The following is a 24348-nucleotide window of genomic DNA, read 5'->3' as shown; positions in this document are numbered from 1 at the left end:
ACGTCTTTGGCATAATTGTCACCGAATCTCAAAGGAATTGTTAAAGTTAGACAATTGAAGCGCTAGGTACCGCATCAACGAACGTCAGCAGGCTCTCATTTTCGAAGGAGACAGTCCCTTGTTCGGCAACAAGTGGAGGGGGAGCGCAACCCAGAGCGGCAAGACCAACAGCGAAGAGGTGACCAAGCCGGGTTGGTTTGGTGTGGTTTCTTGCTCTAGAGACGTCTTTTGGGGCTCGACATAAAGGGCATCATCGCCATAAAATAAGAAAAACGAATAGACTGGCTTAAAATAAAGCCAGCAGGGAGGCATAGATGGACATCATTGAAGAAGCCGAGGGCTGGGTGAGGGAGAAGCTGTTGAACGAAACGACCGGGCATGACTATTATCACATTGAACGAGTGACAAAATGGGCGCGGCATCTAGGGGAGAAGGAAGAGGCAGATCTGCTTGTTGTGACGCTTGCGGCCTTGTTCCATGATCTGGCTGATGACAAAGTGGTAGCGAGTGAGGAAGAAGCACGTCTTTCCATCAGGGATTGGCTGCAAGAGCGCGCTGTAGAGGAATCGCAAGTGGATCACATTATGGAGATCATTCAAACCATTTCGTTTAAAGGTGGCCAAGGCGAAAGAGTCCGTACGCTTGAAGCCGAGGTAGTGCAGGATGCGGATCGTTTGGACGCCATAGGAGCCATTGGGATCGCGCGCACCTTTCAGTATGCGGGGGCCAAAGGGCAGGGCTTGTATGATCCGGCATTGCCTGTTAGAAGTGAAATGACGGTGGAGGAATACCGTAACGGGAAATCCTCGGCGGTCCACCATTTCTATGAAAAACTGTTGCTGCTCAAAGATCGTATGAACACGCCAACCGCCCGTGACATCGCGCAAACACGCCATAAGCGCATGGAACTGTTTTTAGAATGGTTTTATGGGGAGTGGGAGGGAGGGGAGCGTTAAGCGCTCTTTTTCCCCTATTTGAGTGACAATAACGTCAGCTCATTGGGCGAAACTTTATGAAGAACAGATGCAAGAAGGCGGAGAATACCGAGATCTTAAAAAGACCATTACGATTAACATCCTGGATTTCAACGTCGTAGCAAATGGTCAGTACCACAATACGTTTCATTTGATTTGAAGATACAACCCATGTCATGTTAACAGATGATATTGAAATCCACATCATGGAGCTTCCGAAATTGGAGATAGACCATTTTCAATTATCGGATCGACTGACAAGATGGCTGCTATTTCTAAAAGGAATCGATCAATCAGAATGGGAGGAACTAGCGATGGGAACACCGGAGTTAAAAAAAGCGATGACGACGCTGGAATTTCTTAGTCAAGACAAAGAAGTTCGCCGACTGTATGAAATGAGTCAAAAGGCATTGCTAGATGAACGCTCGGCATTGGCCACAGCTCGAAGGGAAGGAATAAAAGAAGGGAAAGAGGAAGGGAAAGAGGAAGGAATGAAAGAAGGAAAAGAAGAAAGGGGAAAAGAAATAGCCACTCGTTTGCTAGCTGATGGCATGGATATTTCCAAGGTTTCGGCGCTTACAGGGCTTTCGAAAACAGAAATAAAGAAGCTCAACATGTAATAAGACGAGCATATGCCTCCCAATGACAAAAAAAGCCGCATTCTTTTAGTGAGAAATGCGGCTTTCGCTCGTATGCGCTGCACTCCCTACCCCTGCCGGAACAGAGCCGCGACCCCAAGTCCTCCTGCGCTTGCGAGCGTGGCCAAGCCGAGTTCACCGCCGGTCCGGAGCAACTCTTGCGTGAGACGGCAGACATTGATCGCACCGGAGGCCGCATAAGGATGGCCGAAAGCGAGCGCGCCTCCGCTTTGATTGAGCCGATCCATAGGCAAGGAGAGTTCATGGGCGCAGGCAAGCACTTGCGAGGCGAAGGCTTCGTTGAATTCAATCGCATCCAGGTCTCCCGCCGTAAGCGTTTGCTCCGATAAAAGCTTTCGGACAGCCGGAATCGGACCGAGGCCTGCTAGCCGAGGGTCGCAGCCGGCACTCGCGGCTCCGACAAAAGTGACAAGCGGTTTCAATCCGAGCTCATCGCACTTTTGCCGTGACATCAGCACCAGCGCACAGGCGCCGTCGTTCTTGGCGCAGGCGTTGCCGGCGGTCACCGTTCCTTCCTTTCCACACAGAGGCGACATTCGCTGAAGCAGGCGGTGATTGACGGGGCGGATGCCTTCGTCGGGTACCCCCTTATGAACAGCAATTTTCTCTTCCTCAAACCGGCCCTTCTCTTGCGCGGCCCAAGCTCTTGTATAGCTTCGAAGCGCAAAGTCATCCTGCGCTACACGTGATATCCGGCACTCACGCGCGACGTTTTCTGCTGCTGTACTCATGTCTGGGTCCCCAAACCGCTCAGGAGAAAACGAGGCACGCTCTACCTCCCTTTCAAAACGCAGCTTTCCATGCTCCCGCGACGCCCGGAATTTTTTCGGTTCAAGGCTCGTGCTTTCCACGCCGCCTGCGATATAAACGTCTCCGGCACCGGCTTCAATAAGGCGGGCGGCCAGAATCACGGCTTCAAGCCCGGAGGCGCACTGGCGGTCCACCGTTAGCGCTGGTACACCCACGGGCAATCCTGCTTCGAGCAAGGAAAGGCGGGCGATGTTGCCACCTTCGCCCACGGTATTTCCTAAGATGACTTCGGCGATATCAGCGGGAGGGCAGGGGAGGCCGTCGAGCAAGTCCTCAATCACAAGGGCGCCCAGCGTTTCCGGACGCAGCTGGCTGTGCAGGCCGTGGATTTTGCCAATGGCTGTACGTTTCGCACGAACGATCACGGCTTCAGGCATAGATCGCACCTGCTAGGCGGCGTCGGTCCACTTTTCCGCTTGGGAGAAGGGGAAGCTGGTCACGGAAGTAAAGGCGCCGTGGCCGTTTAAAGACAGGGAGGCGCGCGGCGCAATGAGCCCGAATGTCTTTCTTGCACTCGGCGAAGTCGTTTCGCGACGTTGTGGCAAACAGCACCATTTGGTTGCCCCAATAAGGGTGGGGGATGGCCACCGCCACGGCTTCATCGACAAACTCCAGTTCTTTCACAAGCTGCTCGATTTCCTCTGGATAGACATTCTCACCGCCGATAATCATCATGTTGCCTGAACGACCGAGAATGTGGACCATCCCTTCCTCAGTGACATAGCCGATGTCATGCACTGTCTGCCACTCCTCCATGTTCTTCTCTTGGCCAACGTAACCGCTGAAGACATACGGACTCCGTACATACAGCAAGCCCTCCTCCCCTTGTTGCTGGACTTCAACCTTAGGAAAAGGAAAGCCAGCCGCAGTGGTCGGCCAACTTCTGGCTTTGTGGCTCATGTAGGTAATAAAACTTAACTCGGAAGCTCCGTAAAATTCATAGAGCTCGGCCTTGGGGAATGTAGCCTTTGCCCGCTCAATCTGCCTCTTTGTCCATTTTGCTCCGGAAATAATGACTGCTTTAATCCCATCTAGCGACTCCTCTGCTTCTTGAGCCACGGCCTCACACATGGTAGGCACACCGTAAAGAACGTTCACTTCTTTTCGGGCAAGCCTGGCGTGCACCTCTGTCGACTGAAAAGAAGGCTCCAAATACAGCGTCGCTCCAATATACAGAGTGTGGACGGCGGCAAAAAGGAACAGAGAGTGAGAAAGCGTGCCGGGGGCATAGATTCGGTCTTGCGAATCCAAACCAAACGCCTCACTGGCAGCATTCATGCTTGCTGTCCAGGATTGGTGGGTGCGAACAAAGCTTTTGGGAGAGCCCGTGCTACCAGAAGTAAAGCCCAAGTAAAAGAGATCTTCCCCTTTCGCGATGGGAAGGGGGGTAGACGTTTCCCGGGAAATATGTCGAAGGTCCTTGATGCCAACCATAGGCAAAGGAGAGGGAAACCGTTCATCGGCGATCACCATGTCGATTTGCGCTGTCGTGAGTGCTTCGCTCCGCATAGCGGTGTTCCAGTCTTTATTTAGAGGAGCTGCGATCCATCCGAGGCTTGTCACGGCTAGGAATGCCTGCAATAATTCATCCTGGTTTGGGAGGGAGAGCCCAACACGAACGCGATGTCCTTTTGGGAAATGCTCGTCTGCGAATGCAAACAAAGTGAGTCGCATGGCTTCAACATCGCAATAAAGTTCAGAATACGTTCTGCTCCGTCCATTGTAGCAGAGTGCCAGACGATCTGGATGTGAGCGGGAATGTTGATCCAACGGTTGGGCGATATGTGGCATAAGAAGTCCCTCCATATGAGTATGAAGCCATCGTATGAGAGAATGTTGGATCTGTCAACATATTGATGTTGAATGGTTTACATTTTTTTCGGTGAATCGTATATCGGTAGAAAGAAGGGCAATCGCCGCTTAGGGGAGGTTGATCAACGACATCTACTCTTGGTTTCACTTCCTCTAAAAGAAGAGAAAGGCCCTCTTGTTTACCGTTTGAAAGGTCGTTTTTCTCACACACCGGCAAGGCCTGCTTGACATCCCCCTCCTAATCTTCCGCCTGTTTTCTCAAAAAATGAGCAACTTGTCCCCTTCTTTATTAAAAGTTGATGAAGGTACACCAGAGGAGCTGACCATGCACCTACATTTTTTTTTTCATATATTGTTCTTATACTAAAAGAGAGGAGGAATAAACGGTGAGCTGGGATTATTCAATGGGTAAGAAATGTCGTTGTCGTAAAAAGTGCGGTTGTAAATGTCAGGGTCAATGCAAGTGTAAAAAGAAATATGATCATCAAAAGAAAAGGAAGTGCGATTGCTATGATGATCATAAACGCCATGGCAAATGCAACTGTGAAAAAAGATATTTTAAATACAAAGACCTTGGCAAAGAGAAGCGGAAATATTACGCTTTTGAAAATTCCCCTGTTGACCTTGCGAATGGACCTTCCATTTTCATTACAGCAAAGCGTGACCGATGGTTATATGTTGGACAACGTGTTTAAGGTCTAGCCGACGCTTGTCTTAAAAGTTTCATAGTATCGTAAGTAGACCATTCCAATGTCCCTTTGCGGGGGCATTGGAATTCGCAACCATCGTTATGTAAGATTGACGGCAGTAATATGCGGATGATTGCCCATATCTCTGTTGATGAATTCATGCGTGGGCTTAAGGAGTCGCGCTTTCCGGTTGAAGGGACTGCGTGAACTAGAGGAGAGAGCAGACCCGTTCAACGAACATCCATTAACTTCGCGGCAGACACAATAAAAAAGGCGATGGAGGTTTAACAACCCTCCATCGCCTTCCTCAAATCTTTACCCCCATGTATCATCGTCCCCAAGCTCTGTGCCAGCCCAAGCGACTTTCTCTACCGTCTCTTCCTCCCCGTAATCGTCAAAGGTATCGATCGTTGGTGCGCTTTCCTGAATCGCACGTGTTTCTAGCGTTTCCGTAGACGTCCAAATAGGTGGAGACGGAGAGTCCTTGAGCACCAATTTCCGGGGGAGGATCTCAGAAACATCCATGCGACCGGTTTGTTCATAGAGCTTCGCGGCCGCATACAAGAAAAAGCCGGATTTGTCGCTTTGTTCATTGATCCAGTCAATGAATTCATCAGAGATGCTGTTGGATAAATAGACTTGCAAGCGGTCCCCAGATTTGTAAATCTTACTTTGCTTTTTCGGCATTTGCCGCAACACCTAGGTCTTTGTCTTTGAGCGCCTGAAAACGTGGCGATAGGGCGTAGACCAGTAAGCCAGTGGCGTTTGCGAAAAGAGGGCGTTGGACAAAGGTGACGTTGGTGGTACGTCCTTTTTTATTCAGTGTGGCGTGTAAAGTGTCTTTTAATACAGCTGCGCCTCCACCTATGACAAACACAAATGGGTCGTCCTTCATGTCGTCAATTTTATTAATTATGTCTGTACTCAATTGGTTGGAAAGCTGTAACAACGCTGGCTTTGCGAGTTGAACAAGGCTATTGTGCCTTGGGTGTTCGGAATCAAAAAAGATGTCCTCAAATTCAACCATCGTATCAATCGTATTGCGTGGGTTTTGATGGTTCCAAATCGCTTGAACCTCCATAAGCGTCTCTTTGGATCCGTAATTTAACCCGCTTGATTGTTTTGGAAGGAACTTCACGCCGTGCAATACGACTTTCTCGGTCGTTCCCGCCCCGATGTCGTAGACAAGCAGGGTTTTATCTTCCATCGTTCTCGAAGCGACTTGATTGCCGACCTCTACTTTCCTCTTGGCAAGTTCTCCTTTTTGATTATAAACAATGCCCCAGGCAGCCGCAGCCCCTTCTGGCAGGCATTTGGCGTATTCAATCATGATATGTACAGTCACAGAACGACCGGATGGATGATGATAAACGACGGTATGTGTGCCGGTAAAGCGCTCTGCTTGTCTAGCCGCCGCTTCTGGAGTAATGGTGGCAATGGGCAAAGCGAGGCCAATGTCGTAGTTGACGCGCAACGTGTCTTTGTCAGGTTGCTGCTTCATGGCACTAACCGCGAGTCCTGATAAGGCAACAATGACAGGAATGTCATCGGTCGATTTATCGGATTGCTTTTCGAGTTCGGTCGATTTAAGGTTGTCGGTCAGAATTTTTCTGCCAACGATGTGTCTCATCCCATTGGTGCTAATGGCCGCGGACGTAATCGTAACATCGATGTTATCAATCAATTCTTTTGGCGGGATGTCTTCTTGTTCTGAAGTGAATTGATCAGAGCTTTCGCCAACATATAAGTAGTAGGAGGTGGGGATAATCATCGGTTCTTGATCTTGCACCGCCAACTTTAATGAATTATTCCCAGCGTCTACGCCAGCTTTTAATACTTTTGCCATTTAAAAATCCTCCTGTAATTGTGAGTAAAATGAGTGGCTATGAATCTATTATAAGAGGAGAAAGCGAGATAGGCAACTCATAATGTAGCTACGCTGTATGTATAAACGGTATGTATGTTTTGTGTGTATGATATACACACAAAACATACACATATTGTACGTAGGGTTGATACTACAAAAAAATGGAAAGGCATATAAGAAGGGTATAAATTCTGTCTACTAAGGACTGACTTGGTTATCGCTTGAACACTGATGAGTATAGACAACACATCATGTAGCTACTTTGTATGTATAAAATATGTGTATAAAAAATACATACAAAACATACATACATTATACATACAATGTGTTGATAGAACATGAACGTTCATAGAAACGCGAGTCTCGGAGCGTGGCGATGTATATTGCAAGATGTTAAAGAATTCGCTAAAAAAAGAAGGGAGTTTTACCATGAAAATAGAAGTGTATGGGTGAAAGAGTCGGGGATACGTCAATTTATGGATTGTTAGGCAACCGCTACACACGTTTTGACCCGTGTGTAGTCTGATTGTGGTTAACACATCTAATTTTAGTGTAATTTTTTCAGCAATTTCATGGGGGGAACGTCGCAAGATAAGGAGAATCCTAATGCCTTCGGATGAAATTGATCGATATTTGCGCGTTTATGAGCATGAACTGGAAGGGCTCGTTAACGTCATTCAAAACCATGATGTCAATCGGAAACCAGGTTTTTGGGAAGTAGTAAAAAAAATAAGTGATGCGCTCTTTAGGAAGTGGGAGGCTCTGAATGGATTTGTTCAACTAGGTATCACGGCTATTCCAGTGGGTTCTGCTTTAGGGATTTGGCTGACGGAGGAATGGCGTGTGCTGGGGCAGTTATCATGGTATACCTTTGCAATTGGGGGCCTATTTATTGGGGGTACTGTGATGCTTTATGGGAAGAAGTTGGCGGAAGAATTGATGAGTGACCCCAGTAATGAAGGGGGATTCAACCTGTACATCTACAGAAAGAAACGCCCGCATGAGTACAATGTCCTGAGAAAACTTGCTCTAGAGAAAAACTATCCGTCCACCATCCACAGTCAAATTCGAGAAAAGCTGAACCAAGCCACCTCTGCTATTAGTGAGGTGAATCGTAAGGATGCAGAAATGGAGTTGCACATCAAGAGGTTGGAGGAAAAAGAAAGACTGCTAGACTGGTACGAAGAACGTGTAGAGGATTTAGAGGGATTGTACGAGGAATACCAAGAACTGATTCATAACAATACGGCTTACAGTGAGAGCATCAGGTATATTCTAAGCGTTCTAGATAGCTACAAGGAGAATATGTGGTCGATTACCATCAACGCTTTTGACATTCGAAACTTGGATTTAAAAGTGGCGTATTCTGTTTATAGGAAGCGGGACGAATGTTTCGAGTTGGTGAGTTGCCGTGGTTGGCCTGAACCCTATTTTGAAAAACGGTTAGCGACAAGCTCTTTTCAAGGCGTAGATGAAGAATTTCAATCCATCCATTTTAGAATGAAAAACGACAATGAGAATATTCTTGCGTTCCGATTTTTTATTCAAGATGGAAGTTGCTGGATTTGCCAATTGCATATTGATGAAAACACAAAGTACTTGCTTGACAATTCCGAGTACACGACAATGAAATTAGATGCCATTGGTGACTTCATGATGTTAACATGTGAGGTGGATGCTATCCTAAATGAGTTGCTCCTCTTCAAAGATACCTGATATAGTAGAAGCATCCATCGGCTTATGCTCGTTTCATCTGACCCCTTGGAGGGAAAGGTAAGATACCATTAGGAAGTTTCACTTTAGTGGGACAAGCTATTCCCATTAAGGTAGAAAGGATCATGTATGCCGGAGACTATGAAACCTGACGTCACTTCTTGTAAAAATCGTAAGCTTTCGGAATATGCCACAAAGCAATTAGAGTATAATCGAAAGAAGCAGCAGGAACTTGAAAAGCGCTACGAAGAAATTGTAAAACAGAAAAAACCGATGTAAGTAATTGAAACTGGTCGTTAGCGGCCAGTTTTTTTCGTGTATTTCTGCTTGTATGCCTTTACCTTCTTCTCGAATTTTTTCTGTTGGTTGTTTAATTGATCTTCTGCCTTCTTTATTGAGTGTGGCGACTTAAATTTACCTAGCATGGTGCCCCTACTTTCTTTTTCGGTTACGTACCACCTATTCTGTACGAACAAGTGATGGCTTAAACCTTTTTCTGTTGAAGCAGGTTCTCGCTTTGTTTTTGATCAGGAAGTGTCTTAGAAAATAACCTAATAAATTCCATTTATGTGAGTGAGGGTGTGCGAATCGGTAGCAATGATCTATGGGCAAACGGTACCTTTGATTCAAATCAGAACCTATGCGATTGTTTAGGTTTGAGTTTTCGGAATAAAGGTAAAAGGGAAGTACGTCCATTCTAAAAGGAGGCTAATTATGAAGAACGTTCGTTTGATCCCTTTTAAAAGGGAAGAAGTGTTCACAACGTCATCCGAGGTGCCAGTAGGAATTGAGATGGTAGAAGCCCCTGCCATCTGGGAGTCTGCGGAGAGAGGGGCAGGCCAGGTGGTGGCGGTGATTGATACTGGCTGTCAAATGGATCATCCGGACCTTAAGGAACGGATTATTGACGGAAGAAATTTTACGTCCGATTATGATGGAGATGAAACGAACTTCTCGGACAATAACGGGCACGGGACTCATGTGGCGGGTACAGTCGCTGCCTCTGAAACAGGGAATGGAGTGATAGGGGCTGCCCCTGAAGCAGACCTCCTTATTTTGAAAGTACTAAGCGAAGACGGCAGCGGCCAGATGGAGTGGATCATTGAGTCGATTCGCTATGCGGTCGACTGGAGGGGACCCAACGATGAGCGCGTCCGAGTGATCACGATGTCGCTAGGAGGGCCTCAGGATATAGAGGAGCTCCATGAAGTCATCCAGTATGCGGTGGATCAGGATGTTTCCGTTGTATGCGCCGCGGGCAATGAAGGCGATGGCCGGGACGACACGGACGAGTTCGCGTATCCAGGGGCGTATAACGAGGTGATCGCAGTCGGCGCGGTGAATGTTGAACGAGAGATCACCGAATTTACGAACACGAACGATGAAATCGACCTCGTCGCTCCCGGTGTCAATGTTCTATCGACGTATTTGGACGGGGGCTATGCAAGGTTAACCGGCACCTCGATGTCTACCCCTCACGTTTCGGGGGCCGTTGCACTCTTGATCAACTTGACGGAGGGCGAATTTAACCGTCACCTGTCTGAAGCGGAAATCTATGCTCAGCTCATTCGGCGAACGACTCCGATCGGGTATTCCAAGCAAGCCGAAGGAAATGGCTTTTTAACGCTTGGGCTCGTAGAAAGGATTACGGGACGGTTCCCGACAACGAGACGAGGGGAAGAGGCCGTGAACAGATAAGAGGAGATCAAGAATACGAAGCCAGGAGACCCTTCCTGGCTTTTGTGTGTGTTTACTAAAGGAAAGGCCGTTCTCAGGCCGAGTCTCCCTCCTTATAATAGAAGTATCGTTAGGATAGTAACATAAATGCAGACAAGAGGTGAAACGATGAAGGCAGATGCTGTGTTTGAAGGTGGCGGGGTCCGCGGCATTGCTTTTGCCGGAGCGATTCAAGCGATGGAAGAGGCCGGTGTAGAGTGGCAAAGACTGGCGGGAACGTCAGCGGGGGCGGTGATCGCCGCTCTTTTGGCGGGCGGGTATAACAGCCATGAAGTCCGGGATCTTTTAAGAGAATTGGATTTTTCCAAACTTCGAGGGAGGACCCTCCTCCATCGCATTCCTGTGGTCGGAAGTGTAGTCGAACTTTTCATTCATCTTGGTTTTTACAAAAACGATTACCTGGCAGAGTGGATCGATGGTGTTCTTGCTGAAAAGGGCATCCAGACCTTTGCTGATCTTCCAGAGGGAAAGCTAAAGATTATCGCCTCGGACATTTCAAATGGGCAACTGCTGGTTTTGCCCGATGATTTGGACCGTTATGGCATGACTCCTAGAGATGTGAAGATATCAACCGCTGTCAAGATGAGTACAGCGATGCCATTTTTCTTCCGTCCGGTGATTTGGAAAGCCGATGATGGCAGCAAATCTTATATTTTAGATGGAGGCTTGCTTAGCAATTTCCCCATCTGGATCTATGATACAGACGGGGAACCGCGTTTTCCAACATTCGGGTTCCGGTTCGTCAAAGAGGAAATCGATACAGGAGCTGTGATCCCAACACCGGTCCACCTTTTCACGAATATGTTTAGAACGATGCTCCAAGCCCATGATTTGCGCCACATCAGTGAAGAAACGAAAGAGAGGACGGTTCAAATTCCGACCGGTGACATCAGTGCCACCGATTTTGACCTGAGCGATGAGGAAATGGGTTGTCTCTATCAGTCAGGGTATTCTTCGGCGAAAGCCTTTCTAGCAAGCTGGGATTTTGAACAGCATAAGGCCAAGCGAATGAGAAGAGCAAAGAAGCCGGGGATGAAGGTGCGCGTGCGGTGAAAGGGGGAGGGCCCTTCGCCTCTTGGGCGAGCGTCCGCTCTTTCCTGCCTTGAAACAAGGGAACAGTGTCGGAAGTTTGTAGCAAATGACAGCACCACCGATTGAACAACAAAACAATTCTCCGGGAAATAGTCGGGAGTGTGGTTTAGAGTGGGACGTTCTTGAGTCGGGCATACACCGATGAAATGAGAAACCATGAGAAGCAAAGCTGGCTAAAGCGAAAGAGCTAGGGTTGTTTTAAGGAGAGGGGGAGCTTGTATTCTTTTTAGGGAAATTGACAACTTCCATGTCTAAAGGCAGAAAAAAGCGGAGCATGTCTGAACCAAAGCGCCGAGACTTCGGAACGAACATTAAGAGCCCAGTGGCTTCTCTCTCCGCCTTCACATTTCTCTCCCCTCTGGGCCTTCGTTCCTTTCCCCAGCAATTCCGTAAAAGAATAACTTCGTAATCTCCTCGGTTAAGGGTAGGATCTTTTCGTAGACATCTTCACGTTGGACATAGTCTGAAGCCATGGAAAGATAGAAAAAAATGGCTTCGTTCGATAGTGATTTATCCACATGCCCCTGTGCTCTGCCTTCCTCTAGCAAATCAATCAGATAAGGGACGGCTTTTTCCTCGTAGACCGTCTGTATGTAACCGCTTCCGGTCGTATATTCCTTCATTAAGTATCGATAGAACTCTTCGTTGATCTGCTGTGACGCCTCTCTTTTATTAAAAATGACTTGTTTGATTTTTTCTGGGAAGGGAAGGTCGCTATACACGATGTCTTCGAAGTCTTTGGCTGCTTTGTTGACATAGTAGACGAAGACTTCATGAACCAAATTATGCTTGTTATCAAAATAGTTATAAATCGTGACTTGAGAGACCATCGCTTTCTTGGCAATTTCCGTCATCGCAACCTTTTGAATGCCGTAATCCAGGAAAAGGGTGAGGGCGGCCTCTAAGATTTGTTGTTTCTTCTGTTCTCTGCGTCGTTCAAACCCATCCATTGCATTTTCACCTCTCTTTGAGTGTAATTAAAATAATGAAGAAAAACAAATAAAAGCGTTCATATCTTCTTGTCAAGGGGGCATATATTGTATATTATGAACTATATAGAGCAAAAAAATTCAAAAATAGATTTCTGAGACGAGGAGAGTGCACATGGCTGTCGTAGAAACACGGAAGGTTACAAAGAACTTCGGTTCATTCCAAGCCTTAGAGGGTGTTGACATAGAGGTGAACCAAGGAGAAATCTATGGCTTCATCGGTCCAAATGGAGCCGGCAAATCCACCACCATTCGAATTCTGCTTGGGATGTTAAAAGCATCATCAGGGCAAGCGACGATCTTTGGAAAGGATGTATGGAAGGACACGGTTGAGATTCACAAGCGCCTTGCCTATGTGCCAGGGGATGTGAACCTTTGGCCGAATTTGAGCGGAGGCGAAGTGATTGATTTTTTACTGAAATTGAGCGGCGGAGCGAACAAGTCGCGCGTTGAAGAGTTGATTCACCGTTTTCAATTAGATCCGACCAAAAAATGCCGAACGTATTCAAAGGGCAATCGGCAGAAGGTGGCGTTAATTGCCGCGTTTGCCTCGAATGCAGACGTCTATATTTTAGATGAACCGACGTCGGGCCTTGACCCGTTGATGGAGCGCGTCTTTCAGGATTGTGTGTTCGAGGAGAAAGAAGCAGGGAAGAGTGTCATTCTCTCTAGTCATATTTTATCTGAAGTGGAACGTCTCTGTGATAAAGTCGGCATTATACGTAAGGGGGCGATCGTTGAATCGGGCACATTAGAAGAGCTACGTCATTTAACACGAACGCACTTGCTTGTTGAAACCAAGAACCCGCTCCCGTCGCTAGATAACCTTGAAGGCGTCCATGACATTCAACTCGACCATCATACACTCTCACTCCAAGTAGACACCAAGGCGTTGGGTGCGGTCGTTCAGTATATCAGCCCGTATGGCATTGTGAAGCTGGAAAGTGCACCGCCGACATTAGAGGACTTATTTATGCGCCATTATGAAGAGGAAGGCGGGGCAGCGCAAGGGGCGGGAGGTGAATCATGATGTTCCATCAAATCGGCACTCTTATGCCATTCATTCTCCGGCGCGACCGAGTTCGCCTCCCGCTCTGGATGATCGTCCTAACACTGGTCACCGTCCTGACCGCTTCTTCCTTTTCCGGTCTCTATGCGTCCGACGAAGAAAGGCAGGGCGTCGCGGAAACGATGCAAAATCCGGCAATGGTAGCCATGGTTGGACCTAGCTATGGTCTTGATCATTACACCGAAGGCCCGATGCTCGCCCATCAGATGCTGCTTTTTACGGTCATAGCCGCTGCAATCATGAATATCCTCATTGTGACACGGCATACCCGGGGAGATGAAGAGGAAGGACGAACGGAACTCCTTCGTTCGCGTCCTGTTGGCCGTCTGGCTGGCACGGGGGCAGTCGTCGCCGTCTTATTTGCAGCAAATGGGCTCCTCGCTGGCTTGATGGGTGCAGGACTGTGGGCGTTACAGATCGAAAGCATCGATGCAGCTGGATCGTTCTTATACGGAACGGCTATTGGTGCAACAGGATTTTTCTTCGCGGCGGTCACGGTTTTCTTTGCCCAGCTTAGCGAAAGTGCGAGGGGGGCCACCGGTTTTTCCTTTGCGGTGCTTGGCGTCGCCTATTTGCTCCGTGCCGTTGGCGACCTCTCCAATGAAACCTTGTCAATGCTGTCGCCGCTCGGGTGGATCGTACGAACGGAAGCGTACGTCACGAATCTCTGGTGGCCGGTTGTCTTAACGATTGGGGCGGCACTGTGTATCATCGTCATTGCCTTTTCCTTACACGCAATTCGGGATGAAGGGGCCGGGCTGTTCCCTTCAAAGCGAGGCAGGCATGAAGCTTCCTTCTTTTTGTCCGGCCCGCTTGGACTCGCCGTCCGTCTTCAACGCACTGCGCTCATCGCCTGGGCGGTGGGCTTGTTTGTCCTCGGCGTGTCCTATGGCTCTGTGTTTGGGGACTTAGAAAGCTTTTTCTCCAGCAACGAAACGGTGGCAGCGCTTTTGCCGCCTACGGAAGGGTACACGTTAACGGAACAGTTTTTAGCAATGGTGATGTCGGTCATCGCCATGGTCTGTGCCATTCCGGCAATCATGATGATCGCAAAGCTGAAGGCGGAGGAGAACAAGAGCAGGAACGAACATTTGCTGGCTCAGGCGGTGTCACGGACAAAGATGATCGGAACCTATGTGGGTCTTGCGCTGGTGACGAGCGTGATCATGCTCAGTCTTGCCGTTAGTGGCCTTTGGTCAGCGGCTCTGACAGTCATGGATGAAGCCATCTCTTTCTCAACGATGGCAAAGGCAGCCGCGGTGTATGTCCCCGCAATCTGGCTGATGGTGGCAGTAGCCGCACTTTTAGTCGGATGGCGCCCACAGCTTTCGAGCTTCATATGGCTCTACCTCGGCTATTCGTTTTTAGTCGTCTATGTAGGAGACATCTTGCAGATTCCAGAATGGATGGAAAAGCTTTCTCCGTTTGGCCATATTCCACAGCTGCCGGTTGAGGATTTGAATGTGGCAGCCGTTGCGCTTGTAACGGTTGTCGCGGTAGCGCTCATTGTGGCTGGGGTGATTGGCTATAACAAGCGGGATGTGGCAGGGTGATTGAATTTTAGGCAATGAGAAACCAGAATGGCAGTGTGACAGGAGTCGATCACACTACGAAGCTTGTTCCCAGGCACCTTCCTCTCTTTTTGTTTCAAGCTTTAATCGTTTTCGATAAACGATTCTCGATAATGTCACGCTCGCCTCGTAAAGAATAAGGAGAGGGATGGTTACAAGGATGTCTGAGACCAAATCAGGCGGAGTGATGAAGACAGCGACCAGTACTAGCACGAAATAAGAGATCTTACGCGCCTTCGAGAGCAGCGCAGGGTTTATAACACCTAAAGAGGTCAGGAACATGACGACGAGTGGGATCTCGAATATGAATCCAAATGGCACGGTTAGGTCAAGCATGAATTTAAAATACTTTTCGGCAGTAAACATCATCTCAAAGTTTTCGGCAGAAAGAGCGGATAAGAAGGAAAGGACGGTTGGATAGACGACAAAATAGCCAAACGAAAGGCCCACAATAAATAGGAAAAAGAGGCCCGGGATAAAGGCAACCGTTACTCTCTGCTCTCTCTTTGTTAAGCCGGGGCGCATGAACAGCCACGTCTGGTGCGCGGCAACTGGAATGGTTCCAGCAATGGCTAGCACTCCAGCAATCATAAAATACACCCACAGCACATCGCTTGGTCCGAGTAAAGCTAAATTATGGTGAAGGTCGCGGACGAGCCACCCGTAAATCTCTTCTACGAAAAGAAAGGCAATCACAAAGAGAAGAATAAAAGAAGAAAGTGTGAGGATGAGTCTCTTTCTTAATTCACCAAGGTGCTCAATAAGCGGCAATTCCTGCATGTCCATTTGTGATTCTCCTTTGTCTTGATAGAAGAAACAGGGCTATGTAGCCCTCTTCCTTCTCTTGACGTATGCATTATTCAGGGGAAGTGAACAGCTCCGGGAAATCATTACTTATTCCATCGACGCCGATACCTACTAAGTAATCGGCAGACGCTTGGTCGCGGACCGTGTACGGCCATGTTTTCATATCATACTCATGAATACGGTCGACTGTCTCACGATCCATCAGGGCTTTGTTGGGGTTCACATACTCGGCATAAGCAGAAAAGTTGTCAAGCTGCTCCGCTGTAATCGGACCGCTGTTAACGAGAACGCCTAGGGGGAATTCGGGCAAAATATGGTGGAACATTTTCATCGAGTCATGGTTAAACGATTGTACGATCATCTTGCCGTTGTTGGGTCTGTGCATGTTGCGCTCGATCAGCGCCTTGGCTACTTTTTCTTCAATTCCGGGGTACAGCTCTGGGTTCTTTAACTCGATTAAGACGCCTATTTTTCCGCGGTAGCGATCCAACGTTTCCTCCAATGTTGGAATCTTCTCCCCAGCAAAGGCCTCTCCAAACCAGCTGCCGGCATCCAGTTGACGGATTTCCTCCAGCGTGAAGTCGCTGACACTGCCCGTGCGATCGGTCGTCCGGTCAACGGTCGTGTCATGAATTAACACGAGCTGGCCGTCCTTTGTCATCTGAACATCCACCTCGAAATAGTCAGCGTTCATGTCAACTGCTTTGTCAAAGGCTGCAATGGTGTTCTCCGGGGCATGGCCAGACGCACCTCTGTGGGCAATATTTGTTGTTTTCTTATAGTCCTGCATTGAAGCTTCAGCGTGAGGGTGCAACATTGGGGAAATAACCATGACTAGGGACAAGACGAATACACTCACAACAAGCCTTTTCAAATTCATTAGTGGTCTCCTCCTCATTTTGAAGCTTAGTTTGGCACTTTTGTTGTGCAGGGCAACAAGCATCAATCCCCGGCTCGGCAGTCTTTCCTTGCAGCCCTGCGACATTGTTCGCTGTGCCAACTAGGCGTCTAACCTTGTCTTGTCGATATCATGCCATCCTTCGTTTCCTTTGGAAAGTCAATGAAGGGGTTGCGATTTCCTTGAATTTCATAAATGGCTTGATTGCGGTGTTTTTCGTAAAGGGAAACCGGAAATTGACGGTGCCAATCCAGCAATACTTGTCTATCAATGTCTTCGTTATAGGATGGCTCTAATTGGTCAGGGTATCGCAGTAAAAAATACAGCATAGCCCTTGCAACGTTTCCTTTCGCGTATTCAGGTTCAAATAGGCGATTTTCGGCTTTCCCGCACCCCTCGGTGATCTTATTAGCTCTACTGTTTTCAGGGTGGTACTCTTCAAAGTCGTGGTAAGGATAATTGCTTCTTATGGAATTACATACCGGTTCACAGGTGAACAAGTGATGCAGATCGCCTCGCATCGGTTCTTGTTCATTGAACCAGGACTGAGGGACGACGTGCTCGCAGTTATATTTGAAATCACTCTCAATTTGGGCCATCTTTCTTTTTAACAGATCCGTGTCTGTATCTGGGATCTTCTCCAGTTCTATTTGCCTCTTCATAGAGGTCTCATAATCCTTTGAGAGCACTTCTTCGGGCTGCCGATTCCGGCCAGAGTAAATGCTGGTCAGTGTCCCGTCCGGCTGTAAATCGACCCAGGGGTAAACATATTCTGCCGGGTCGTATCGTACTTGAGTGGTGTGGGTCTCCTTAAGTAGACGCTGTAAGGATGGAAAGAGCTCATCCTGAGTGGATTCGACGTCAATAGCGTTGTAGTATTCTTTGATGGTTTGCTGGTCTTTTTCTTCATCGTAATAGACTTTTTCGTCTTGAAGCAGTTGTGCTTTCACTTCTGCAAGCTGAAACAAAATAGCGTCAAGACGCTGACGATCCTCCGTTACTGTTAAAAGAATTTCCTGACGTAAGGCTGTTGAAGACATATAATCATTCCTCCTGTGGTTGAAATTAACTGCCCGTCTTCCTTTCATTCTCTTCAACGTCTTGGAGTTTCTTTCCTTCACCATTCGCTGATTGGGTGTCGCCGTTGACTAAATCCGTGGTTGCTTTCTTGAATTCTTTTAACGTCGAGCCAAAAGCTCGTCCGATCTCAGGAAGTTTGGAAGGTCCGAAAATGATCAAAGCAATCACTAAGACAAGAATGAGACCTGGAATCCCAATATTTTGTGGCATAAGTTATCCCTCCATCGCTTTTTAATTAAAGAATAGGCATGCCGTGTCGTTCTAAGGCCACTGCTTCCAAAACAGACATTCCTTCGCGCTCGGCAAAAGCGGCAAGCTTATCCGTAACGACAGGAGCAAGATGCGAAGGAGGCGCGGCATGGCTCATGGCCCGCTGTCTTGCGGCATTGCGGCGAGCAAATGGTCCCCATATCGCAAAAGTGATTCCTGGTTGCTGAATATTAACGAAAAGCGTTTTGCCATCGGGAGAGAACGTAGGCCCTGCAAACTCCGAACCATTTAGCTGATTTTCCGCAAAGGTATACGTATTTGCCTCTGGTGTCAGTCCAACGATTCGATCCGTGCCAGGTCCATCTTCAGCAATCCAAAGGTCTCCCCACGGCGTGATGGTAATATTATCAGGCATCTCCAGGTCATTCGAATCGGCCGACTCATAAAAAAGCTCCAACGTATTCGTAGAAGGAATGTAACGATAGATTCGCCCAAGTCGACCGTCCCCGGCGCTGGTATCATCAAACCAAAAGGCCCCGGCAGAGAACCAAGCACCCTCCAAGCGGCTAAACTGAATACAGCCACGATCCCTCGCATCCCCTTTCGCTCGTTCTGGGTTCACTTCTTTCCAAACAAGGCCGAATGTTTGGCCGTTATGAAACTGACTAGTAGAAGCCGTAGGCGATTCGTCAATCGATGCGGCTTCAAGAAGTCCGCCTTTCTGCAAAGCTCCAAGCTTTTGACGACGATCATGTGGGGTGAAACGGTAGAGGAAGCTTGGACTATCATCCTCCGTTAAATACCAAATGCCCGTTGCTGGATCAACGGCACAGGCTTCATGAGAAAAGTAACCCATGTCCCGAATGGGGGTCTTGGACATCTCATTCTCAGGCTCCAGTGGATTCACTTCAAAAACAAACCCATGACCGAGTTCACGAGTCTCTTCACACGTTAACCAAGTCCCCCAGGTCGAAGGGCCGCCAGCGCAATTACGAATGTTGCCGGAATTGGAAACATATTCGTCCGTTACTTTACGATTAGGTCCAACAACCAGTGTCGTAGTCCCGCCGGCTGCTCCTTTGCTCCAAGGTTTTTTTCCATTTACAGGATACTGTGCATTTGTACCAAGTTCATGATTCCGGACGAGAATGGTTGTGTTTTTGGACCCTTGAAACGCCGCCATGCCATCGAGCATTCCAGGAACTAAGTCGCCATTAGGCATTTTCTCGCCTGTTCTTGAGATGATTCGGTAGTGAAATCCTCGCGGGAGATCAAGAATGCCGTCCGGGTCCTTCACCAATGGACCGTATCCGCCAAATCCGCTCGTGGGGTTGCCCTGTGATTGAGCGAACCCTTTTGTTGCACTGCCAAGTGAGAGTACTCCAGTAGCTCCAAGTGTCACTGCTAAGGTACTCATTCCGCCGACCTTCAAGAAGTCCCGTCTGTTAAGGCCCTCATTTCGCTTCATCATCTACCTCCGCGCTCGTTTTTTGAACAAACCACTACTAGTAGGAATGTCTGCTTTAAAGATAACAAACGAATGTTAAAGGCTTGTTAACGAAAGGTAAGTATGTGTGTTTATTTTGTAAATGTTAAGATTTTTGTGTTGGGGGAGAGGGGTGGCAAGGGTATAAGAGGATGATAATTGCGTGTACAAATGCCGATTCGCTGAAGTCATGAAGGGGTAAGGGCTGCGCGAAACCAAGAGGAATGGAAAGACACTCACCATCACATGGATACAACCTTGGGTGGAATTGCGGCGAGGAAAACGAATCAAGCTCTCCATTCAGTCATCCTTGGTGACTGAATGGAGAGCCCGCTTGCCCCTAAGAGGCTCCTGAAAAAGAAACATCAAATTTCAGTGGTTCGCCGACGGCTTCGCCTGTAGTTTGATTCGTGGGCACGTCCGTCACACCATAGAGGGAGTAGATATCCCCGACGCCGAGATCAATACTATCGAGCATATAAATCAGCGTTATTCTGTTTGGCACTTGATCACTGAGGTCGCCGTACCCCTTGCCAGCCCCACTGAACATCTCATGCACATGCAATTCCTGGCCACCGGTTTCAAGCATGGTATTATCGATATGAAATTGAATCGGCTCTGCACTGGTGTTCTGAACCACAACATCAACCTGTACGTATTCCACCTCATCGCCTGCCACTCCGGCTATAGAAGAGTCCGTAACGTTGCCGCTTATAAGGCTCATGTTCTCAAACGTAATGCGAACGGGTCCATTTTGCAGCGGTTCAATATGGTTGAGCGCCTTATGAATCGTGAATGAGCCAGTGTCGGTTTCAACGGTTTCCCCAACCGCCCCATCCACAGCAAATTGTCCCCGAGGGTGGGTATACACGTCCGTCGGGAGCGGCGCGGCCTCCGTCTCGCCGCTCTCGTTTCCTGCGTTGTCCTCGGATTCGACAGGAGCGTTCTCTTCTTCGGCTTCATTGCCTGCGGCTTCGGAAACGTCTTCGCTCTCTTCCTCGGCTTTTGGAGCAGAGGTGGCGTCCTCGTTCTCTTGTTCGGCTTCTGGAGCAGAGGCGGCGTCCTCACGCTCTTCCTCGGCTTCTGGAGCAGAGGTGGAATCCTCGCTCTCTTCCTCCGCACTTGGCGCGGCAACCGCGTCCTCACTTTTCTCCTCGGCGTCCGATCCATCAGCACCCTCGTCGCTTTCTTTCTCAGGTTCGTCAGAGGCTTCCTCCTCCTCGGATTCGTCGGCTCCCTCGTCGTCATCCTCTTCATGATCTTCCTCGTCTTCATCATTGTCAGAGTCCGTTTCTTCCTCATTCTCTGCCGTCGAAGTTTCCGCAGGTGGCTCCTCCTCCGCGTCAGTAGCTTCCCCTTGGTCACAGGCCGTTAAAGCAAGTGCAGATACGAAGACAGATGATAATAGCAATTTCTTCATGATTTTCCCCCTTTTTCTCTCCAAAGAGTAACAAGTTTACTTTTGAGAAACAAGGTTTAAAGAGGGAGCAGCGCCTTTTCTCATTCCTCTAAAACCGCTCCACCTCTCTAATCACATCAAGAGGCAGCCATTCCCTCTCGTCGCCGTACTCAATCTGCATCTTCTTGTTGATCTCATCAAGCCGATGGATGTATCCATCGAGGTTGTAGTAATGGCCGTCGCGCCAGTAGGTGACCCGCACCTTCAACGTATGATGGAGCGCATCCATGACAACTTCCCCGATTAATTGCCATTCCTGCTCATCCAACGGCCCGTGCTTTTCTACTTTGTCTTGCTCGGCATAAAATTGCCTGATGGCCTCTTTGTGCTCCGGCAACATCATCCGACTTGCTTCCCAGCGCGTATTTCCTGATAGCAGGTTTCCCAATGTGAGCAGCTCCTTTTAGAACATTTGTTCCTTCTAGTATAGGCGAATGAATGTTCTTTCTACAACTGGAAATAGGAGCCAAATAGGGGGAGAGCGGTTCGGACGAGAGGAGTGGAAATCCGGACGAGGCAAGCGATAATCCGGACGAGAGGAGTGTTAATTCGGACGAAAGGAGGAGAAATCCGGCCGAGTCGAGCGATAAACCAGACGAGGTGAGCAGAAATCCAGACGAGTCGAGCGATAATTCGGCCGAGAGGAGGAGAAATCCGGATCCGGCAGAGGAGAGCCGGCCCCAACAGGTTTGCTCTCCATCATCACCTTCGACCTTCTAATAATCGGGTCAACTGGTAGACGCGCAGACGCGTAGAGCCTGTATGCTTAAGATGCATGGCTTGTAAAAGGCGCAACGTATACCGCTCGGATGGAATATGCAGGAACGTTCGCGCTTCACGATTGGTGATCCGATCGCTAATAAGCAGAGCGTAATCGCGGAACGTATCGACATAAGCCTCTTTTTCTTTGTGCTGACAGTGAGGACATCGCCAATAGGAGGACCGATGCAAACGCTCCATGGCTAGCCGTTCACATTTGGGACAGTGGATCCCTGTTAGGAGATCGCTTGACGGGATTCCGTAAGTGAAAAGAAGCTGTTTTGTCAAAGGGGTATGAGTGTTCAAGAGCAAGGAGGAAAGGTCCGTCATTTGAGTGGGTGTCAAAAAAGGCGTGGTGAAGTGATCGTTGAATTGACTAATTCGTTTGGGAAGTGCCTCTGCCTTGAGAATTTGCTGATTCAACGCTTTGTCGGTATCACCAGCTGCACTAAGCATGGTGGAGGGCGAGCTAAAAACGACGAGACCAAAGACGGGGACCGGCGGGAAGTGGTGCATGTGAAGAAAATGCTCGAGCTGCATTTGCTGACGCTGAACCTGGTCAATCGGATTGGCAAAACTGGTTTTGTGGCCGTTGTGAAGGCGCGTCACTTGTCCAAATTCATCAAAATGAACAGTACCCGCATAATTTTTCACTTCGAGAATGAGAATAAAGCGCGGCGTCAGGACAACTGTGTCCATTTGAAAAAAGTAGCGCGAGTCGGCTTTCAAGCGGAGGTCGTGATAGATCCAGTACGGCGTTTCGCCTCTCAAACAAGACAAAAAATAATCAAGCGACCGCTCCCCAGCGAAGCCTGCCAGCAAGTTTTTGCGACCCCTTTCAATGTGCTCACGCTTTGGATGCTTCTCCGGCAGCCTTCGCTCAAGCGCTTGGAATGCCTTCAGGCGGACGGGCACGGATCGTATTTTTTTAGATGAATCATGTCTATTCCCTCCTCTATAGGATTGATCCACTACTTCTCCCTACGCCCGTCATTCTCCTTTTACTCTTTGGCTTGACGTTTGCACTTTCTCATAAGGATAAAACATTTTTACTTAAAATTAATGGAAACTTATATAGGATTTGCGGGGGCTTGTGGGTATAGTAGAACTGTATAGGAAGGGCCTATACAGATCGCGAGTCTTGCGGTTATTTTTAAAAAGGGAGGTGAGGTTACGGTAATGCATTCTCATCTGGATCTGCAAGCGGTCGAAAAACGTGCGGAAAGAATCCGCCAGGCAGCCACAAACGAGATTTCTGTGTACTTGAAAGCCATCGAGGAGTATGTGATGAGCAAACGGAAGAGTCTAGGCTTGGATCAAGCGGATCAGCTGGAAACCTCTCTGCTCGTGTATTATGGGTTTGAATAAAATGGCAATGAAAGGCCAAAACGATAGCTAGACAAAGAGGAGTTGTTCTCATGAAGAGAGCAGCTCCTTTCTCTTTGGAAAAAGACCTACAAAGAAACGGGCCAAGGCTTAACCTACAATGCCTGCTATTCGCAACTGCCTCCACTCAAAAAAGAATTGGCTTGGCTAAAGGAAGTCGACAGCATTGCCCTTCAATCGCTGAAACATTCGGCTGATTCGTAATCACGTTATTTCAAGAAGCAAACAAAAGCGCCGCGATTCAAGTCCAAAAACAACAACGTTCAATCGTATACCACAAAGAATACCAACAGTAATATTGCGATTGTTGGCAACAAACTCAAGTTGCCCAAACTCGGATTGGTCCGCTTTGCGAAAAGTCGCGAGGTAGAAGGCCGTATCTTGAGCGCTACCGTTCGACGTAGCGCTACAGGGACATAATACGTTGTTTCAATCTTGGTTGAAACGAACGTCTGCGATCAACCTAGACCCGTTCTTCTGTTGGCATTGACGTAGGATTAAAAGATTTTGCGATCCTCTCGGACGGAACCGTGTACAAGAATCCACGTTTCCTGTGGACCCTTGAAACAAAATTGGCGGATGCACAACGTATCCTATCCAGACGTAAAGAAAGAGCACGAAAAGATGGGAAGCCTTTGTATGAAGCGAAGAACTATCAAAAACAAAAACGGAAGGTCGCTCGTATTCACGAAACGATCGCCAACGCACGGACGGACTTCTTGCATAAACTCTCGACCACGATCATCAAAAACCACGATGTCATTGAGATTGAGGACTTGCACGTATCCCATCTGTTAAAGAATCGCAAAATGGCCAAGTCCATTAGCGAAGTCAGTTGGTCCAAGTTCCGCACGATGCTTGAATACAAAGCCACGTGGTACGGAAAACAGGTGGTCGCTGTGGGGAAAACCTTCCCTTCCAGTCAGTTGTGCTCGTGCTGTGGGTACCGACATCAAGACGGGAAGAATCTCGCCTTACGTGAGTGGGACTGTCCTTCTGTGGCAGCCATCACGACCGGGATCTAAACGCAAGTATGAACGTGAAAAATGAAGCCTTAAGACTTCTAACCGTAGGGACTACGGGGCTAGCCTACTAAACCAACTGGCGGTTACGCTGGTATTCGTAGGAATCCCCCACTTCAAACAGGCCGTTAGGTCATTAAGTGGTGGGTAGTTCAATCTCAATTCAAAAAGGGCGAGACTTACAGAATGAAGAGCGAAGAAAGCCCCTTTCTTCAGGTGGGGGATGAATTCGCTCTAAATTAATACTGTTAAGCGATAC

General features: G+C 48.3%; 23 protein-coding genes and 2 pseudogenes. 12 read left to right on the top strand and 13 right to left on the bottom strand.

Annotated elements, in window-relative coordinates; genetic code table 11:
- The first annotated feature begins 314 nt into the window (after positions 1-314).
- From AVZ68_RS08250 to AVZ68_RS08245, 3 genes and pseudogenes are all read left to right on the top strand, one after another.
- Positions 315-956, top strand: a complete 642-nt coding sequence (locus AVZ68_RS08250) for an HD domain-containing protein (RefSeq protein WP_059104070.1) — start codon at positions 315-317, stop codon at positions 954-956.
- 22 nt (positions 957-978) lie between these two features.
- Positions 979-1134 (top strand): PD-(D/E)XK nuclease family transposase, encoded by a 156-nt coding sequence (locus AVZ68_RS21035; RefSeq protein ID WP_082676398.1) that lies wholly within the window; start codon positions 979-981, stop codon positions 1132-1134.
- A gap of 10 nt (positions 1135-1144) precedes the next feature.
- Positions 1145-1594 (top strand): annotated as a pseudogene (locus AVZ68_RS08245) (Rpn family recombination-promoting nuclease/putative transposase); the annotation flags it as partial.
- A gap of 86 nt (positions 1595-1680) precedes the next feature.
- Here the strand turns inward: AVZ68_RS08245 and AVZ68_RS08240 are convergent.
- Both AVZ68_RS08240 and AVZ68_RS08235 read right to left on the bottom strand, forming a co-directional pair.
- Positions 1681-2820, bottom strand: coding sequence for a thiolase family protein (locus AVZ68_RS08240; RefSeq protein ID WP_059104068.1), 1140 nt, complete (start codon positions 2818-2820; stop codon positions 1681-1683).
- Positions 2813-4234 (bottom strand): AMP-binding protein, encoded by a 1422-nt coding sequence (locus AVZ68_RS08235; protein WP_059104067.1) that lies wholly within the window; start codon positions 4232-4234, stop codon positions 2813-2815. Before AVZ68_RS08235 ends, AVZ68_RS08240 begins: the two co-directional genes overlap by 8 nt.
- 498 nt (positions 4235-4732) lie before the next feature.
- Between AVZ68_RS08235 and AVZ68_RS08230 the strand changes: the two genes are divergently transcribed.
- Positions 4733-4957 (top strand): hypothetical protein, encoded by a 225-nt coding sequence (locus tag AVZ68_RS08230; protein WP_059104066.1) that lies wholly within the window; start codon positions 4733-4735, stop codon positions 4955-4957.
- A 302-nt stretch (positions 4958-5259) separates the two neighbouring features.
- Here AVZ68_RS08230 and AVZ68_RS08225 read toward each other — a convergent pair whose 3' ends face one another.
- On the bottom strand, positions 5260-5631 hold the full coding sequence (locus AVZ68_RS08225; RefSeq protein ID WP_059104065.1) for a hypothetical protein: 372 nt from the start codon (positions 5629-5631) through the stop codon (positions 5260-5262).
- Complete coding sequence (locus tag AVZ68_RS08220) at positions 5612-6790, bottom strand: ParM/StbA family protein (protein ID WP_059104064.1); 1179 nt, start codon at positions 6788-6790, stop codon at positions 5612-5614. Before AVZ68_RS08220 ends, AVZ68_RS08225 begins: the two co-directional genes overlap by 20 nt.
- A 627-nt stretch (positions 6791-7417) precedes the next feature.
- On the opposite strand from AVZ68_RS08220, the gene AVZ68_RS08215 reads away from it, so the two are divergent.
- The 4 genes from AVZ68_RS08215 (at position 7418) to AVZ68_RS08205 (ending at position 11314) form a co-directional block, all read left to right on the top strand.
- Positions 7418-8527, top strand: coding sequence for a hypothetical protein (locus AVZ68_RS08215; protein ID WP_059104063.1), 1110 nt, complete (start codon positions 7418-7420; stop codon positions 8525-8527).
- A 126-nt stretch (positions 8528-8653) separates the two neighbouring features.
- Complete coding sequence (locus AVZ68_RS20165; RefSeq protein ID WP_157404608.1) at positions 8654-8803, top strand: hypothetical protein; 150 nt, start codon at positions 8654-8656, stop codon at positions 8801-8803.
- A 435-nt stretch (positions 8804-9238) separates the two neighbouring features.
- On the top strand, positions 9239-10222 hold the full coding sequence (locus AVZ68_RS08210; protein WP_059104062.1) for a S8 family peptidase: 984 nt from the start codon (positions 9239-9241) through the stop codon (positions 10220-10222).
- Positions 10223-10369: 147 nt separating this feature from the next.
- The gene (locus tag AVZ68_RS08205; RefSeq protein ID WP_059104061.1) at positions 10370-11314 is read left to right on the top strand and encodes a patatin-like phospholipase family protein; all 945 of its coding nucleotides are present in this window, start codon (positions 10370-10372) and stop codon (positions 11312-11314) included.
- A 380-nt stretch (positions 11315-11694) separates the two neighbouring features.
- Here AVZ68_RS08205 and AVZ68_RS08200 read toward each other — a convergent pair whose 3' ends face one another.
- Positions 11695-12303 (bottom strand): TetR/AcrR family transcriptional regulator, encoded by a 609-nt coding sequence (locus AVZ68_RS08200; RefSeq protein ID WP_059104060.1) that lies wholly within the window; start codon positions 12301-12303, stop codon positions 11695-11697.
- A gap of 154 nt (positions 12304-12457) precedes the next feature.
- Here AVZ68_RS08200 and AVZ68_RS08195 point away from each other — a divergent pair, with 154 nt between their 5' ends.
- Together AVZ68_RS08195 and AVZ68_RS08190 are read left to right on the top strand one after the other, a co-directional pair.
- Positions 12458-13372: an ABC transporter ATP-binding protein gene (locus AVZ68_RS08195; RefSeq protein ID WP_059104059.1), complete on the top strand. Its 915-nt coding sequence runs from the start codon at positions 12458-12460 to the stop codon at positions 13370-13372.
- Positions 13369-14964, top strand: a complete 1596-nt coding sequence (locus AVZ68_RS08190) for an ABC transporter permease (protein WP_059104058.1) — start codon at positions 13369-13371, stop codon at positions 14962-14964. The genes AVZ68_RS08195 and AVZ68_RS08190 overlap by 4 nt, the downstream gene beginning before the upstream one ends.
- Positions 14965-15018: 54 nt before the next feature.
- Here AVZ68_RS08190 and tatC read toward each other — a convergent pair whose 3' ends face one another.
- The 8 genes from tatC to AVZ68_RS08150 form a co-directional block, all read right to left on the bottom strand.
- Positions 15019-15768: a twin-arginine translocase subunit TatC gene (gene tatC, locus AVZ68_RS08185; RefSeq protein WP_059104057.1), complete on the bottom strand. Its 750-nt coding sequence runs from the start codon at positions 15766-15768 to the stop codon at positions 15019-15021.
- 70 nt (positions 15769-15838) lie between these two features.
- Positions 15839-16669 (bottom strand): glycerophosphodiester phosphodiesterase, encoded by an 831-nt coding sequence (locus tag AVZ68_RS08180; RefSeq protein WP_059104056.1) that lies wholly within the window; start codon positions 16667-16669, stop codon positions 15839-15841.
- 128 nt (positions 16670-16797) lie between these two features.
- A complete protein-coding gene (locus tag AVZ68_RS08175; RefSeq protein WP_059104055.1) occupies positions 16798-17727 on the bottom strand; it encodes an endonuclease I family protein in 930 nt (309 codons plus the stop codon).
- A gap of 25 nt (positions 17728-17752) precedes the next feature.
- Positions 17753-17977 carry a twin-arginine translocase TatA/TatE family subunit gene (locus AVZ68_RS08170; RefSeq protein WP_059104054.1) on the bottom strand — a complete coding sequence of 75 codons (225 nt, stop codon included), beginning with the start codon at positions 17975-17977 and terminating at the stop codon, positions 17753-17755.
- Positions 17978-18002: 25 nt separating this feature from the next.
- Complete coding sequence (locus AVZ68_RS08165; protein WP_245628089.1) at positions 18003-19445, bottom strand: alkaline phosphatase PhoX; 1443 nt, start codon at positions 19443-19445, stop codon at positions 18003-18005.
- Between the two features lie 358 nt (positions 19446-19803).
- Entirely contained in the window at positions 19804-20883 is a 1080-nt protein-coding gene (locus tag AVZ68_RS08160; RefSeq protein WP_059104052.1) for a hypothetical protein, read from the bottom strand.
- An 88-nt stretch (positions 20884-20971) separates the two neighbouring features.
- Positions 20972-21310 (bottom strand): YolD-like family protein, encoded by a 339-nt coding sequence (locus tag AVZ68_RS08155; RefSeq protein WP_059104051.1) that lies wholly within the window; start codon positions 21308-21310, stop codon positions 20972-20974.
- Positions 21311-21624: 314 nt separating this feature from the next.
- Positions 21625-22653 carry a nuclease-related domain-containing protein gene (locus AVZ68_RS08150; RefSeq protein ID WP_082676394.1) on the bottom strand — a complete coding sequence of 343 codons (1029 nt, stop codon included), beginning with the start codon at positions 22651-22653 and terminating at the stop codon, positions 21625-21627.
- A gap of 207 nt (positions 22654-22860) precedes the next feature.
- Here AVZ68_RS08150 and AVZ68_RS08145 point away from each other — a divergent pair, with 207 nt between their 5' ends.
- Entirely contained in the window at positions 22861-23049 is a 189-nt protein-coding gene (locus AVZ68_RS08145) for a hypothetical protein (RefSeq protein WP_059104049.1), read from the top strand.
- 66 nt (positions 23050-23115) lie between these two features.
- Positions 23116-24163, top strand: a pseudogene (tnpB, locus tag AVZ68_RS08140) (IS200/IS605 family element RNA-guided endonuclease TnpB); the annotation flags it as partial.
- Positions 24164-24348 lie beyond the last annotated feature (185 nt).

Source organism: Shouchella shacheensis (assembly GCF_001484965.1).
GTDB lineage: Bacteria > Bacillota > Bacilli > Bacillales > Bacillaceae_D > Shouchella > Shouchella shacheensis.
The sequence above is the reverse complement of the archived record's forward strand: the minus strand, read 5'-3'. Positions and strand labels throughout refer to the sequence as shown.